The sequence below is a fragment of the Bacteroides ovatus genome, from assembly GCF_001314995.1.
Classification (GTDB): Bacteria; Bacteroidota; Bacteroidia; order Bacteroidales; family Bacteroidaceae; genus Bacteroides; species Bacteroides ovatus.
Map to the genome: position 1 here is coordinate 2,884,115 of NZ_CP012938.1, position 14,122 is coordinate 2,898,236.

General features: G+C 39.5%; 15 protein-coding genes. 8 read left to right on the top strand and 7 right to left on the bottom strand.

What is annotated here, in order from left to right:
- The first annotated feature begins 85 nt into the window (after nt 1-85).
- Nucleotides 86-562: a DinB family protein gene (locus tag Bovatus_RS11475; protein ID WP_004299152.1), complete on the top strand. Its 477-nt coding sequence runs from the start codon at nt 86-88 to the stop codon at nt 560-562.
- 54 nt (nt 563-616) lie between these two features.
- A complete protein-coding gene (locus Bovatus_RS11480) occupies nt 617-1,462 on the top strand; it encodes a 23S rRNA (adenine(2030)-N(6))-methyltransferase RlmJ (RefSeq protein ID WP_004299151.1) in 846 nt (281 codons plus the stop codon).
- A gap of 73 nt (nt 1,463-1,535) precedes the next feature.
- Here Bovatus_RS11480 and Bovatus_RS11485 read toward each other — a convergent pair whose 3' ends face one another.
- The gene (locus Bovatus_RS11485) at nt 1,536-2,156 is read right to left on the bottom strand and encodes a hypothetical protein (RefSeq protein WP_004306429.1); all 621 of its coding nucleotides are present in this window, start codon (nt 2,154-2,156) and stop codon (nt 1,536-1,538) included.
- 198 nt (nt 2,157-2,354) lie between these two features.
- Here Bovatus_RS11485 and Bovatus_RS11490 point away from each other — a divergent pair, with 198 nt between their 5' ends.
- The 4 genes from Bovatus_RS11490 to Bovatus_RS11505 all read left to right on the top strand — a co-directional run bounded on the left by Bovatus_RS11490 (nt 2,355) and on the right by Bovatus_RS11505 (nt 6,411).
- On the top strand, nt 2,355-2,771 hold the full coding sequence (locus tag Bovatus_RS11490; protein WP_004299149.1) for a DUF3788 domain-containing protein: 417 nt from the start codon (nt 2,355-2,357) through the stop codon (nt 2,769-2,771).
- Nucleotides 2,768-3,898, top strand: a complete 1,131-nt coding sequence (locus Bovatus_RS11495) for a GyrI-like domain-containing protein (RefSeq protein ID WP_004299148.1) — start codon at nt 2,768-2,770, stop codon at nt 3,896-3,898. The genes Bovatus_RS11490 and Bovatus_RS11495 overlap by 4 nt, the downstream gene beginning before the upstream one ends.
- 31 nt (nt 3,899-3,929) lie before the next feature.
- Nucleotides 3,930-4,400 carry a GyrI-like domain-containing protein gene (locus tag Bovatus_RS11500; protein WP_004299147.1) on the top strand — a complete coding sequence of 157 codons (471 nt, stop codon included), beginning with the start codon at nt 3,930-3,932 and terminating at the stop codon, nt 4,398-4,400.
- A 598-nt stretch (nt 4,401-4,998) separates the two neighbouring features.
- Nucleotides 4,999-6,411 carry an aminotransferase-like domain-containing protein gene (locus Bovatus_RS11505; RefSeq protein ID WP_004299143.1) on the top strand — a complete coding sequence of 471 codons (1,413 nt, stop codon included), beginning with the start codon at nt 4,999-5,001 and terminating at the stop codon, nt 6,409-6,411.
- On the opposite strand, the gene Bovatus_RS11510 is transcribed toward Bovatus_RS11505, so the two are convergent.
- A complete protein-coding gene (locus Bovatus_RS11510; RefSeq protein WP_004299142.1) occupies nt 6,403-7,599 on the bottom strand; it encodes an aminotransferase-like domain-containing protein in 1,197 nt (398 codons plus the stop codon). The genes Bovatus_RS11505 and Bovatus_RS11510 overlap by 9 nt on opposite strands.
- 249 nt (nt 7,600-7,848) lie before the next feature.
- On the opposite strand from Bovatus_RS11510, the gene Bovatus_RS11515 reads away from it, so the two are divergent.
- Nucleotides 7,849-8,067: a hypothetical protein gene (locus Bovatus_RS11515; RefSeq protein WP_004299141.1), complete on the top strand. Its 219-nt coding sequence runs from the start codon at nt 7,849-7,851 to the stop codon at nt 8,065-8,067.
- Nucleotides 8,068-8,114: 47 nt separating this feature from the next.
- On the opposite strand, the gene Bovatus_RS11520 is transcribed toward Bovatus_RS11515, so the two are convergent.
- The 5 genes from Bovatus_RS11520 to Bovatus_RS11540 form a co-directional block, all read right to left on the bottom strand.
- A complete protein-coding gene (locus tag Bovatus_RS11520) occupies nt 8,115-9,071 on the bottom strand; it encodes a bifunctional helix-turn-helix transcriptional regulator/GNAT family N-acetyltransferase (protein WP_004299140.1) in 957 nt (318 codons plus the stop codon).
- A 138-nt stretch (nt 9,072-9,209) separates the two neighbouring features.
- The gene (locus Bovatus_RS11525; protein ID WP_004299139.1) at nt 9,210-10,583 is read right to left on the bottom strand and encodes an MATE family efflux transporter; all 1,374 of its coding nucleotides are present in this window, start codon (nt 10,581-10,583) and stop codon (nt 9,210-9,212) included.
- Nucleotides 10,584-10,676: 93 nt separating this feature from the next.
- Complete coding sequence (locus tag Bovatus_RS11530; RefSeq protein WP_004299138.1) at nt 10,677-11,411, bottom strand: alpha/beta hydrolase; 735 nt, start codon at nt 11,409-11,411, stop codon at nt 10,677-10,679.
- A gap of 2 nt (nt 11,412-11,413) precedes the next feature.
- Nucleotides 11,414-12,052, bottom strand: a complete 639-nt coding sequence (locus tag Bovatus_RS11535; RefSeq protein ID WP_004299137.1) for a CatB-related O-acetyltransferase — start codon at nt 12,050-12,052, stop codon at nt 11,414-11,416.
- A gap of 71 nt (nt 12,053-12,123) precedes the next feature.
- Complete coding sequence (locus Bovatus_RS11540; RefSeq protein WP_004299136.1) at nt 12,124-12,594, bottom strand: Lrp/AsnC family transcriptional regulator; 471 nt, start codon at nt 12,592-12,594, stop codon at nt 12,124-12,126.
- Between the two features lie 178 nt (nt 12,595-12,772).
- Between Bovatus_RS11540 and Bovatus_RS11545 the strand changes: the two genes are divergently transcribed.
- Complete coding sequence (locus Bovatus_RS11545; RefSeq protein ID WP_004299135.1) at nt 12,773-14,059, top strand: O-acetylhomoserine aminocarboxypropyltransferase/cysteine synthase family protein; 1,287 nt, start codon at nt 12,773-12,775, stop codon at nt 14,057-14,059.
- Nucleotides 14,060-14,122: the final 63 nt, after the last annotated feature.

Consider the following 14,122-nt stretch of genomic DNA (forward strand, 5'->3'; position numbering starts at 1 on the left):
CCGTTTAATTTATAAATATCGACACATTTATCTATATTTGTACCATTAGCAATTTTGCTATAAACACCTAAAGGAAAAGAATGGTATGTCAAACGTCGATTTTTCCAAAATAACAGAAGGAATCTATCATGTGATAGAAACTGAAGAGAAAATACTAACCGGGCTACAAAATGATACGATCACGTTGAAACGTAATAAACAAAATCGTACCATCAAACAGATTCTCGGACATTTGATTGATTCGGCATCAAACAATCACCAACGCATGGTCAGATTGCAATACAGTAAAGATTTGCTTTTCTTTCCCGATTACCGTCAGGATAATGATCTGTGGATAGCATTACAAGATTACCAAAATGAAGATTGGAACAACCTGATTCAACTATGGAAGTTTTTTAACCTGCATATCATTCAGGTTATAAAATCTGTAGACCAGACAAAACTGGATAGCTACTGGTGTGATTTTGAAGGAACAAAGGTTACGCTACAAGACATGATAGAAGGTTATCTAAGTCATTTGCACCTGCATATTCATGAAATCCATGAATTAATGAATGCCTAAAAAGGATAGCGGTTGCAGTTCTTTTATATTCTATAAATATTAAGATGTACCCACATGGCAACTTACACTCATTTCGCAAAACAACCCGATGTACTGAAACATCTGATACTCTGTGAAGTTCTTAGAAATGAAGCCCCACAAGTATATGTAGAAACCAATTCCGCATGTGCCATCTACTCCATGACGCAAACTCCGGAGCAGCAATATGGTATCTATCATTTCCTGGAGAAAGCAGATGATGACAAATCTCTAAAAGATTCCATTTATTACCAACTGGAAAACCCGGAAATGACAAAAGGAAATTATCTGGGTTCTCCTGCCCTGGCAATGAATGTATTAGAGAAGCAAGCAAAAAGGTTTGTATTCTTTGATTTAGAAAAGAGTGCGTTGGAAAATGTGGGTACCTATGCCAAACAAGTCGGATTAAGTGCATCTGTAGAGATGCATCATGCCGACTCTTCGAGAGGTACCATAGAGCTATTGCCTTCACTTCCTTCATCCTCTTTCATTCATATCGATCCTTACGAAATAGACAAGAAAGGAGATTCAGGAGTAACCTATCTCGATATCCTGATACAGGCTACTCAATTAGGAATGAAGTGTTTATTATGGTATGGATTCATGACCGAAGATGATAAAGAATCTTTGGACAACTATATTGTATCCAGTCTGGAAAAGGCAGGTATCAAGGATTACATAGGTGTAGAGCTTACTATGAATTCAATAAGAAAAGACAGTATATTATGTAATCCGGGCATTTTGGGAAGTGGTATTTTGGCTACAAATTTATCACAAATCTCCAAAGATACCATTCTTGATTACAGTAACAAACTGGTTGATATATACAAAGATGCTAAATACAAAGATTATGATGGAAGTTTATATATTCAGCATCTTTGATATCCACTTATTAATTTAATTACCTAGAACATTACTCTACAAACAGAGCGTCAGAAAGCCGGAGCTTTTAAAATCAGTTTCCGGCCTTTTGGCTATAAATTAACTTATTTCTTTGGCTGATTGTCCACAAACCATCTATTAGCCGTACATTTTTCGTATCGTCATCTTCCACGTTCCATGCATAACCTCCTGAAGGCAGGCCACGTCTCTCCAATATTTCATTGGGCTGATTATTGGAAAAGAAAAGTTCCAGTTGCGTAGAGTCAGGACTAAACACAATAAAGGCAGAAGCATTGCTATCGTCCACCGATTCCGTGCGGATTCCTTTCTCAAACAAGCGGATACAGTCTTTTTGCACTTCACACCATACATATCCGGCAGAACCGATACAGCCATGTTCATCCCGATCACCTCCCACAATCGGAGATTGCGGATACTGAACTAATTTAGAAGCCGGCATTCCCGGTGTATATTTTCCGGTATAGAACACTTCCAGCGTATCATTCAGAAGCAAACCGTTGACTTCATCTTTATTTGCATCTATCGTACTGAACGAAAGGGTATCATTCTTATCAGTAACAATCGTTACCGTATTCATGGTTGCATCACTAACGATTCCTTTTGAGCTTGCCACTTTTGACGAGCAACCTGCCATGAGGCAGAGCGTACCTACTGCTAATAATATTGTTTTCATTTTCTTTAATTGGGGCTTTGTTTTTAAATTAATGCAAAGATAAAGGTTATACTGCCAATATTTCGCTTTTACAAAATAAATTAATTTCCGGGCAGATTGTTCACCAGCTACACACAAAATGCCTATATTGGACAACGATCTATTAGAAAATCAGCCTACCTTTGTGATATGGATAATCAAAAGTAAATACAGAATACCATGAAAGAAACTTTGCAGATTCCCACTCCCGAAACACTGGAAGCCTTGATAGGTAAGGAACTTTATGATATATGGACTTCACTTTGCCAGCTTATCGAGCAAAAGTACAATATGGAACAACTATGGAACCATGGAGGAAAAAAATGGATATACGAATATAAATATCGCAAAGGCGGAAAAACGCTGTGTGCCCTATACGCCAAAGAACAAACGATTGGCTTCTTGGTCATTTTAGGTAAAGATGAGCGTGCCAAATTTGAATCTCTGCGAGAAGTATTCTCCAATGAGACTCAAAAGATATACGATGAGACGACTACTTTCCACGATGGGAAGTGGCTTATGTTCGAATTGAAAGACACTTGCTTATTTAATGATATGGAGCGACTGCTATCCATCAAACGAAAACCCAATCGATGATTGAATCAGATATAAATAAAAGGTATTGTCAAAGTTGCGGGATGCCTCTCCGCTTTGATATAGAGAAATATCTGGGTACTAACTCCGACGGTTCCCGAAGTGACGAATATTGCTACTACTGCCTGAAAGATGGAAAATATATCGTCGACATTCCGATGTCGGAAATGATTAATATCTGGATAAAATACACCGACAAGTACAATGAATATGCAGATACTGCTTATTCGCCGGAGGAACTTAGGCACATACTAAACGAACGGTTACCCAATCTGAAACGGTGGAAACAAAAGTTGGAAACCTGTAATATCCATCATCAGAAGATTCAGGATATAATCGTTTATATCAATAATCATTTATTCGACACTTTGGATACAGACATGCTTAGCACGATAAGCGGACTTTCCAAATATCACTTCAGAAGAGTGTTTCAAACTGTTGCCGGAGAAAATATTGGAAGCTACATACAACGTTTGCGCCTCGAACATATAGCACATCTGTTAGTATCCACCGACTTTACATTAAATCAGATTTCGGAGCAAACAAACTATCAGACTAAATTCAGTCTGGCAAAAGCCTTCAAAAAACATTTTGGAGTGTCAACCTCTCAATATAGGGAGAAGTATAAGCCGATGTATGACGAACAGCATGCGGTTATCACTCCTGAAATCCGGTCGATTCTGCCGATGAAAGTATTTTGTATCGAGGTGGGTGAAAAGTATAAGGATGAACTCCGATACAAATTAATATGGGACAGGCTCACCAACTATGCTAGACAGCGCAATGAAGAAAAGTCGAATGATAAGTTTGTCAGCCTTAGTATGGACGACCCGGCCATCACCCCAATAGATAAATGTCGCTTCTATCTCGGGGTCATAATCGATAACAAAGAAAATGATTTCCAGCCGGGAGTGATAGAAGTTCCCGGTGGTCGTTATGCTATATTCAGGCATATCGGTGACTACTCTTTATTGCATAAATTCTACCGGACTATTTATGAAGAGTGGTTCCCGGAAAGTAAATATCGTCCTCAAAGCACCTTTAGCTTTGAAATGTATATGAACCGCCCTGCCTCCACCCTTAGAACAGAACTAATTACCGACATCTATATTCCGGTCATCAAGAAATAATTAATTATCAACCCTCTAAAAACAATGTATTATGGGAAAAATTTCAGAAATCATGCTATTGAAGCAACCGAAACAATCCGCTTTGGCTGTTGAAGTACAAACAGATTTGAAGGGAATGTCGGAAGCTATCGGAAAGAACTTTGTAAAAATAGACTCTTTATTCAAGGAACAAGGCGAGGTCACTACCGACATCCCCTACGCTGAATATCCTAATTTCGAAAGCGTGACAGAACAAAATATCAGAATGATTATTGGTCTAAAGTCAACCAGAGAGTTACAAGGTGAAGGGGATATACGGTCTATAACGATACCAGAAAAAAAAATAGTTTCCTGCCTACATAGAGGAACTTACAAGGAACTGGCTGCCCTGTACAACGAGATGATGGAATGGATAAAAAACAACGGTTACAAACCTTCGGGAACATCCATCGAATATTATTACAGCAATCCCAACGTACCCGAAGAAGAACAGGTGACGAGAATAGAAATGCCACTATTATAAATGTTGATTTCATCTACTTCATCATGTAGATTCTTCCCAAGCTCCAATTATTGTTATTTGATTCAAAACGGTACGGAAAGGAATGAAACAGATTCTTTTATAAATGCCATATTTTAGTTCTAATGTAAATATTATTACAGTAGTAGATGCAATAGAAATAAACGGTGTTGCCAAAAAAATGTCAATAAAACTCCTATGTATTTCTGATAGATAACGTTATTTTGTAAAACACTGTTATCCAGGCGGTTACTATTCGGGCTTTTCCTTTAAAACCAATGACCCGTTTCTCACCGAGAAACAACCTTTTCGACACCGAGAAACGAAGTGTTTCTCACCGAGAAACGAATCGACTGTTGAAGTCCTAAACTTAAATTAAGAAAATTGTTCGTCTCTTTTATTTTTGACGCTTCTATCGTAGGAATGTATATGTTGAAATATATTTCAATGATAATCTTGTCATGTCTAAAATATAATGATATGGAATAAATTTATAACTGAATAGCAAGCAATTATAAAAAATGACTGAATGAATTATTTGCAATCAAACAACAACAGATACAGACATCATTTTTGTATCTTTGCCAAGTACAGAATAAACATGAAAAGAGAAATCCTATATCAAAAGATAGCCGGCACTATCGCCTGGCAAATAAAAACAGGTATATGGAAAGCAGGCGAGAAATTACCTTCTTTACGTACTATCAGCAATGAATATGGCGTAAGTTTAAACACAGCCATTCAAGTATATTATGAATTGGAAAAGGAAGGATTCATCATTTCCCGCCCCAAATCAGGGTACATTGTCAATTATAAGCCACTAAATTTGTCTGCGCCGGCAACAACACAGCCTTCCGCCCAATCTCCGGGAAAGGAAGAAACAGACTTAATCATGGAAGTATATCATTCCATCGAAGATTCGTCTATCACCCGTTTTTCGCTGGGAATACCGGAAGATGTTTTATTGCCTATTGCCAAACTCAATAAAGAACTGGCCAAGGCCATGTATTCACTTCCGGGAAACGGCACCAGGTATGAAGACCCTCAAGGAAACATTCGTTTGAGAAACTATATTGCCCGTTTTGCGTATAGCTGGAATGGAAATCTGACCGAAGATGATATTGTTACTACCACAGGAGTAACCAATTCCATCTCTTTAGCATTATCTGTTATTGCTCAAAGAGGAGACACGATAGCTGTTGAAAGTCCTGTTTATTTCGGGATATTACAGTTGGCCAACAGTATGGAGCTTCATGTGCTGGAACTGCCGACCAATCCTGTAACAGGCATCGAACCCGATGCTTTAAGAAAAGTATTGCCGCAGATCAATCTATGCCTGCTTATCAGTAATTTCAGTAATCCGCTTGGGAGTTGCATGCCCGATGAACATAAGAAAGAGATAGTACAGATGTTGGCGGAACACAATATTCCTCTGATTGAAGATGATTTATACGGCGATGTATTCTTCGGACATTCACGCCCTAAGCCATGCAAAGCTTTCGATGAAAAGGGACTTGTGTTATGGTGTGGTTCTGTATCAAAGACGTTAGCTCCCGGTTACCGGGTAGGCTGGATTGCCCCCGGTAAGTTTAAGGATGCTATTATTCGTCAGAAACATATTCATTTAATATCCACTCCTACCCTCAACCAAGAAGCCATTGCCAACTTCATGGAGAACGGCAGGTATGAGAATCATTTACGCAAGTTGCGCCATGAGCTACATTCCAATAGTCTTCATTTGGCACAAGCTATTACCGACTATTTTCCCGAAGACACTAAAATCATCACTCCACAAGGAGGTTTTATGCTTTGGGTGGAACTGAATAAAAAGATTGATACCACGGAGCTATATTACAAAGCGATGCAACATAAGATCAGCATTGCTCCCGGACGCATGTTTACTCTGCACGACCAGTACAGAAACTGTATGCGCTTGAGTTTCGGTCAGCAATGGAGTGCTTTCATTGAAGAACGCTTGCAGGTTTTGGGAAACATTATCAAAGAATCATTTTGATTGACTGATATACTCCTTTACCACTTCGCCGAGGGTTTTAAGTCCTTTCTCTATTTTGTCTTCGGGCATATTAGAGTAGTTGATCCGAAGCGTATTTTCCTTGTTTCCGTTCGGATAAAAGGAGCCTCCCGGAACAAAAGCAATCTTTTTCTCCAGGCTTCTGACTAAAACATCACGTGCCGAAATCCCTTCGGGAAGTTCTATCCATGTAAATAATCCGCCTTCGGGACGAGTAAACTTTATAGTATCAGGGAAATAACGTTCTATACTTTCAATCGCCACATTTCTGCGTTTTCTGTATACTTCTACTATTTTGGCAATATGTTTATCAATATCATAGCGCTTCAGGTATTCGGCGATGGTCATTTGGGCAATCGTGTTGCATTGTAAATCCGTACCTTGCTTGACCAATACGTATTTGCGGATAATCTCTTTATCCCCCGCAATCCAGCCAATCCGGAAACCGGGACAGAATATTTTAGAGAAACTACCTGTACACAGGATATTTCCAGCCTCATCAAAAGACTTTATAGATGGCAAAGACTCTCCTTCAAACCTTAACTCGCCGTACGGATTGTCTTCAATAACTGCAACACCATACTTTGCGGATAATTCAGCCAGTTTCCTGCGTCTTTCCAGGCTCCACGTCTTTCCGGTAGGATTCTGAAAAGTAGGTATTGCATATATCAGCTTTATATGAGGAGTATTGCTCAAAATTTCTTCCAAAACATCCATCATCATACCGTCCTCATCCGTGGGAATTTCAATAAAGCTACATCCATACGCTTTGAACGCGCTGATTGCAGCCAAATATGTTGGGCTTTCGCAAAGTACGATATCTCCCTGGTCCAGAAAAACTTTTCCGGATAAGTCCAATCCCTGTTGTGAGCCGTGGGTAATCAGAATATTATCTTTATCGAAAGCCGTGCCCAAACGTTCGTTCATCCGGTTGGCAATCCATTCGCGCAAAGGAGCATAACCTTCTGTTGTAGTATATTGGAGCGCTTTCGTACCTGCCTCTTTCAATACGATCTGATTGATCTCATTGATTTCATCTATCGGAAAAAGTTCTGGAGCAGGCAGACCACCTGCAAACGAAATCACATCTTCCTGTTCGGTGACTTTTAATATCTCTCTTATTTCCGAAGCCTTTATATAAGACATTCTTTTAGCAAAATTCAACTTCATAACCTTTAAGTATATTAGGAGATTAAAACAACACTGCAAAGTAAATCAAAAAAGAAAGACGAGAACAGATACACTTTTTTATATATTAACAGGTACAGATGACTGACTTTTCAAAGGATAAGTATATGAAGTTAATCTCCCCGATTACTTATTTCGTCATGAGTAATCAGGGCATTCGTCGAATAATCCTATACAGAACCTTGTTTAAACCTACCTTTGCACTGAAAACAAAAGTAATTGATAGTAACTATGGAAGAGCAAATACTCATTTTTCGAACCTCGGTTAGAAATGCACGGGATATAAAACATATCGCAGCGCTGTTCACCCTATGTCCCCAAATCTACAAATGGAATGTAGATATGGAGGACTGGGAAAAAGTGTTGAGAATAGAATGTCAGGGAATCACCCCGACTGAAATATCAAAGGCATTACGCGCTATCAACATTTATGCGCAGGAACTGGAATGAAGGGGCAATGCGCCCCTTAATAAATTCACCATCCACCTTTTTCATTTTCACTCTTCAATCATTAATTCCATCTGTATGTCTCCTCTTTCATAAGTCGTGTGATATTCGGGAAGTTCCTTGAAGCCCAACTTATGATAAATATGGATAGCCGGTTTCAGACGCGTATTGCTCTCTATAAAGATTCTTTTACCACCAAGCTCCTTCGCTTTATTTACAACTGCTTCGCAAAGCAGTACTCCAATACCTTTGCCCTGAACCTTAGGGCTGACAGCCAGTTTGGCCAACTCATAATCATAAAGCGGATGATCCATCTTACACAAAGCACATACACCGACCGGCTCATCTTTATAAAGAGCCACCAAAATAGCTCCTCCCTTATCCAGAATATATTCCTTTGGATGATCCAAAGCCTTGTAATCGGCCTCTTCCATCCGAAAATAAGCAGTTATCCACTCTTCGTTAAGGGTCCGGAAGGCAGATTGATAGCAAGGTTCATAAGGAACTATTTTGATGTCCTTACTCTCTCGTTCCTTTTTCGCTTCCTTCACCCGCTCCAACAGGGATTTATCCAACAAAAGATTCTCCCATTCTTCGATAGCCTCCCAAAGGTCATTCCGGGTTTGCTGCGTGATTTGCTCAATAGCTGCCGTAACATCTATACACTGTTCCGAAAAAGAGTCGGACATTCTTTTTCCTTTGGCAGATAACATGACCATGTTTCTTCTCCCGTCGGATTTGTCCTTTGTCTCCTTCACTAATCCTTTAGCTACCATTTCTTTAATAATATTACTCACGGAAGGATGAGAATGACCAATCTCTTTGGCTATGGACGTAATGGTTTTTGCCTCCCCACGTGATAATACAAAAAATACAGGAAACCATTTCGGTTTGAGGTCTACTCCAAACATTTTATAGATGGCGGCTGCATCTACTGTTATTTTATCGGTCAACATGCGTAATCTGCTACCGATGGCTAATTTGCCTGTCTGATTAAAAAAGTCCATGTTTTTATTAGTTGCGTCACTAAATACGTAATTGATTACGCAAATATATTAGCTTTTTATAATATGAACAAACATTTTTCGCAAAAATACGTAAGCCGTTACATAATTAGTTCTATTTATGGATAAACATCAGGAAATTTAGCTTATGTGCAAAGTGCTCCTTTGGATTTTTCCCAATATTTTGGGGAACTGCCAGAAGAACAACAAAGTACAACAAATTGCTGCTGTCGCATCGGATATTGCTTCAGCCGCATATACACCGGCTACTCCCATAAAATGTGGCAATATTAATGCCAATGGGATCAATAGGATTGCTTTGCGCAACAAGGCTATGAAAATAGAAATTTTTGCTTGTCCCAAGGCTACAAACATATTTTGGCAGGCTCGTTGCAATCCGAAAATAGTCATACCACCCAAGAAAACAGGCATTGCCCAGCGGACTGTTTCTATCAATCTTTCATCACTCGTAAAGGCGGAAGCTACTGTTGAGGGGAAAAGAATCATAAACAACATCAGCAGTAAGTTGAATGAGAACATGGTTATCAATGCGACACGGAAACAGTCTTTGACACGTTGTTTGTCGCCGTGCCCATAATTATAACTCACAATAGGAACGAACCCTTGCGCAAATCCTGTTAATGGGACACTTGCAAATTGCATCGCACTTTGCAAGATGGTCAATGCGCTGACATAAATATCTCCAAAATCTTTCAGGCTGCTGTTCAGAACAAAGCCGACCAGGCTTTCGGTACTTGCCATAATAAACGGTGATACGCCCAAAGCAAATATAGAAAGTATTATTTCCCGGTTCAACGCCATATAACGTTTTTCTAAAGGGAGAGAGGCGTGCCGGGAGAAAAGGAAAGTTAAAACCCACACTGCACTACATGCCTGTGAAAGCACTGTAGCCAGAGCTGCACCTTTTACTCCCATATCGAGCCAAAAAATGAAAATCGGGTCGAGGACGATATTCAACAGTGCTCCTATTAATACCGAGTACATGGCGATAGCAGGACGCCCTTGTGCATTGATAAAAGAATTTAATCCTGTGGATATTTCTACGAAGATAGTTCCTAATAAATAGATAGAAAGATAGTTGACTGCATACTCCAATGTATTTTCTGAAGCTCCTGTAAAGAGTAGAATCGGCTCCATAAAGGTATATGCGATGAGAGAAGTAAACAAGGTGAATAGTATCAGCAGGATAAAACCATTACCCAGAATTTTTCCGGCACGTGAACGATCCCCCTGTCCGAGTGCGATAGCCGCTAACGGCGCACCGCCACCTCCTACTATCGCTGAAAAAGAAGAAATCAGTATAACAAGAGAAGTCGTTACTCCTACACCCGCCAATGCATCCGTACCAATCCCAGGGATATGACCAATATAAATACGGTCGACCATGCTATAAAGCAAATTAACAAATTGCGCTGCCACAGCCGGAAGTGCCATCTTAAAAACAAGCGGTAACATGCGCTCTGTCCCCAGTCGTTCTTCATATTTATTTATCATCCCAAACTTCTTTTTCTAAAATCAGTTGCAAAGTTATAAGAAAAACAGGCTTCCGATTTAAAACCATTGGATAAAATAAATATAATACATCAGTTATCTCCGTGTAAGAAATCCATAGATATACTGATTGATAAGGTTGTGTTGTTCTTCCGTTCCATTCTCCCCCATATTACTATGCGTTATTCCGTCCAATTTCACAACCTTCATCCGGAATTGTTCCTGCTCCTTTTCAGTGGGTAATACTCCTGAATCCGCATCATAATCGCATCCTCTTAACGTATAAAGTCGAGGATTCCGTGTTCTAGGCATTATCATTCTGCGATGATCCATAGATATGGCTTTATTTATCAACTGCGGATATCGGGTAGCAAATAACATGGTCATATCTCCGCCATTGGAATGTCCTATCAATATAAAGTCATTCCAATTTAATTGTGGCTTCAATTTCTTAAATTCCTGAATAGTAAAAAGAATATTTGCCACTCCCCTTTCCCAATTTGGCATGCGTGTTTCCATGAAATTACCTTCCATGGCCAAAAGAGGATCATCTGCCAATTCATGTTGTATGCTTATTACGTAAAAGCCTTTCTGGGAAAGGAATCGTGTTAGATAGGCATAAGTCTGATTGGACTTATTATTTTTATTTCCATCGTAGCCGTGGCTAAATATAATGACTTTTGTTTTCGAATTCACTTTGTGCGGCTGATAGACGGCTAGCGGTATCACTCTGTTTCTTGAAGCATCAAAAAGGCAAGTCGAAAACTCTATTTGTGAGAAACAAGAGAGTGCTGATAATAAAAGAACAAATACAATAATTAGTTTCTTCATGTCTATGATGTGATATTTATCTTTTTCAGTTTTTCAATCTTTCCACCTATAATATAAGGTATACATTCGGATATCTTCTCAATACTCCAATCCCACCATTGCAATTTCTGCAATTGAACAATCGTATTCTCATCAAAACGCTTCCGAATTTCTTTAGCTGGTGTCCCACCTACTATCGTATAAGGAGGAACATCTTTAGTAACCACTGCCCGCGACGCAATAACCGCTCCATCTCCGATATGAACTCCTGCCATGATAACAGCTTCATATCCAATCCAGACATCATTACCTATTACTATATCCCCTTTATTATCCCAAGCAGAAGTTACATCTCCTTTATCTAAATTCCATTCCTCAAAAAAGATAGGAAACGTATAATTGGATAAAGAACCCAATGTGTGGTTTGCGCTGTTAAAAAGAAATTTGGCTCCACAAGCAATGGAACAGAATTTGCCAATTATCAATCGGTCTTTATTAATCGGATAATGATATAATACATTGTTCTTCTCAAAAAGAACAGGATCATTTACAAAGTCATTGTATATTGTATAATCACCTACCATAATGGCAGGATTCTTAATCACTGTATTCAGATAAACAGTCTGGAAATCATTGGTGCGAGGATATGTTTTTGAATTCATTGTGTCAGCAGAAGAGGATTTATATTACATAGCAAATATACAAGATAAATTTCAGACTATCACACAACGAACTAAATATGTATCCCATATTGATGCTTCACTTCAGCCATTACAAACGTGCTTTCCAGTGATCCTAAGCTATCAATCGTCCCCAACACATTCAAAATAAACTCCTGATAGTATTTCATATTGGGAGCATGAATCTTCAACAGGTAATCATAACTTCCTGATATGTTATAACATTCGGTTACTTCAGGAATATCCTGTATAATCCGTGTAAACTCGGCTGCTATATCCCTGTTCAGACGTCTAAGCTTCACACTGCAGAATACGACAAATCCCTGATTCAGCTTTTCCGCATCCAATACGGCAATATACTTCTTTATATATCCTCCACTCTCCAACCGTTTAAGACGTTCAAAAACAGGAGTTGAAGAAAGGCTCACCCGTGCAGCCAACTCTTTTGTCGTCAATCGGGCGTTTTCTTGCAAAGTACGGAGTATTTGCAAATCGACTCTATCCAGTTTATCAAAAGTATCCATAAGAAAAATATTCTTCTAAAAGGTGATTTCTAGGAATAGCACAGTTATATTATTCCATATAATGGCACAAAAATAGCATTATTTTCTATATTTTAGATATATATTGTTCGATATATCTTCATCCAATAACTTTGCAAGAAAATAAAGAAAGAATATTAAACTTAAAAAATATACGATTATGGCAACAAAGAATTTACATTTCGAGACTTTACAAGTTCATGTAGGACAAGAACAAGCAGATCCGGCAACAGATGCCCGTGCAGTACCTATTTATCAGACTACTTCTTATGTATTTCACAACTCCGCTCACGCAGCCGCACGTTTCGGCCTGCAGGACCCGGGAAACATCTACGGTCGTCTGACCAACTCCACTCAAGGAGTTTTTGAACAACGCGTAGCCGCTCTTGAAGGAGGAGTAGCAGGGCTGGCAGTTGCTTCGGGTGCCGCTGCTATCACTTATGCTTTCGAGAACATCACTCGTGCAGGCGACCATATTGTGGCAGCCAAAACTATTTATGGAGGAAGCTATAACTTACTGGCTCATACCTTACCCAGTTATGGCATCACAACAACATTCGTTGATCCAAGTGATTTATCGAACTTTGAAAAAGCCATTCAGGAAAATACGAAAGCCGTATTTATCGAGACATTGGGAAATCCGAACTCAAATATCATTGATATAGAGGCAGTAGCTGAAATAGCCCACCGCCACAAAATACCTTTGATTATTGACAACACATTTGGTACCCCGTATTTAATCCGCCCTATCGAACACGGAGCAGATATCGTAGTACATTCCGCAACAAAATTCATTGGCGGACACGGTTCGTCATTAGGAGGAGTCATTGTAGATTCGGGCAAATTCGACTGGGTAGCTTCCGGCAAATTTCCACAACTAACCGAACCTGATCCATGCTATCATGGCGTACGCTTCGTTGATGCAGCCGGTCCGGCTGCCTATGCCATCCGTATCCGGGCTATTCTGCTGCGCGACACAGGTGCCACCATCAGTCCATTCAACGCTTTTATCCTGTTGCAAGGCTTGGAAACTCTTTCCTTGCGCGTAGAACGCCATGTAGAAAATGCATTGAAGGTAGTGAATTTCTTAAACAATCATCCGAAAGTGAAGAAAGTGAACCATCCGTCATTATCCAATCATCCTGACCATGCACTGTATCAACGTTACTTCCCGAATGGTGCCGGTTCCATTTTTACTTTCGAGGTAAAAGGCGGACAAGAGGAAGCACACCGCTTCATCGACAGCCTGGAGATTTTCTCCCTGCTTGCCAATGTTGCCGATGTGAAATCATTGGTGATCCACCCGGCAAGCACTACCCATTCACAGCTCAATGCACAGGAACTCGCCGAACAGGAGATTTATCCGGGCACCGTACGTTTATCAATTGGAACGGAACATATTGATGACCTGATTGCGGATTTGGATCAGGCGCTTGCCAAAATCTAACATTCAATCATTGAACTTTCCATGACTGCAAGATGTTATACCTATATAACATTAAAAACATTG

Bases quoted from the DNA above. Each gene is read 5' to 3' on its own strand.
- Bovatus_RS11475 (WP_004299152.1), top strand. From the start codon at position 86: ATGTCAAACGTCGATTTTTCCAAAATAACAGAAGGAATCTATCATGTG.
- Bovatus_RS11480 (WP_004299151.1), top strand. From the start codon at position 617: ATGGCAACTTACACTCATTTCGCAAAACAACCCGATGTACTGAAACAT.
- Bovatus_RS11485 (WP_004306429.1), bottom strand. From the start codon at position 2,156: ATGAAAACAATATTATTAGCAGTAGGTACGCTCTGCCTCATGGCAGGT.
- Bovatus_RS11490 (WP_004299149.1), top strand. From the start codon at position 2,355: ATGAAAGAAACTTTGCAGATTCCCACTCCCGAAACACTGGAAGCCTTG.
- Bovatus_RS11495 (WP_004299148.1), top strand. From the start codon at position 2,768: ATGATTGAATCAGATATAAATAAAAGGTATTGTCAAAGTTGCGGGATG.
- Bovatus_RS11500 (WP_004299147.1), top strand. From the start codon at position 3,930: ATGGGAAAAATTTCAGAAATCATGCTATTGAAGCAACCGAAACAATCC.
- Bovatus_RS11505 (WP_004299143.1), top strand. From the start codon at position 4,999: ATGAAAAGAGAAATCCTATATCAAAAGATAGCCGGCACTATCGCCTGG.
- Bovatus_RS11510 (WP_004299142.1), bottom strand. From the start codon at position 7,599: ATGAAGTTGAATTTTGCTAAAAGAATGTCTTATATAAAGGCTTCGGAA.
- Bovatus_RS11515 (WP_004299141.1), top strand. From the start codon at position 7,849: ATGGAAGAGCAAATACTCATTTTTCGAACCTCGGTTAGAAATGCACGG.
- Bovatus_RS11520 (WP_004299140.1), bottom strand. From the start codon at position 9,071: ATGGACTTTTTTAATCAGACAGGCAAATTAGCCATCGGTAGCAGATTA.
- Bovatus_RS11525 (WP_004299139.1), bottom strand. From the start codon at position 10,583: ATGATAAATAAATATGAAGAACGACTGGGGACAGAGCGCATGTTACCG.
- Bovatus_RS11530 (WP_004299138.1), bottom strand. From the start codon at position 11,411: ATGAAGAAACTAATTATTGTATTTGTTCTTTTATTATCAGCACTCTCT.
- Bovatus_RS11535 (WP_004299137.1), bottom strand. From the start codon at position 12,052: ATGAATTCAAAAACATATCCTCGCACCAATGATTTCCAGACTGTTTAT.
- Bovatus_RS11540 (WP_004299136.1), bottom strand. From the start codon at position 12,594: ATGGATACTTTTGATAAACTGGATAGAGTCGATTTGCAAATACTCCGT.
- Bovatus_RS11545 (WP_004299135.1), top strand. From the start codon at position 12,773: ATGGCAACAAAGAATTTACATTTCGAGACTTTACAAGTTCATGTAGGA.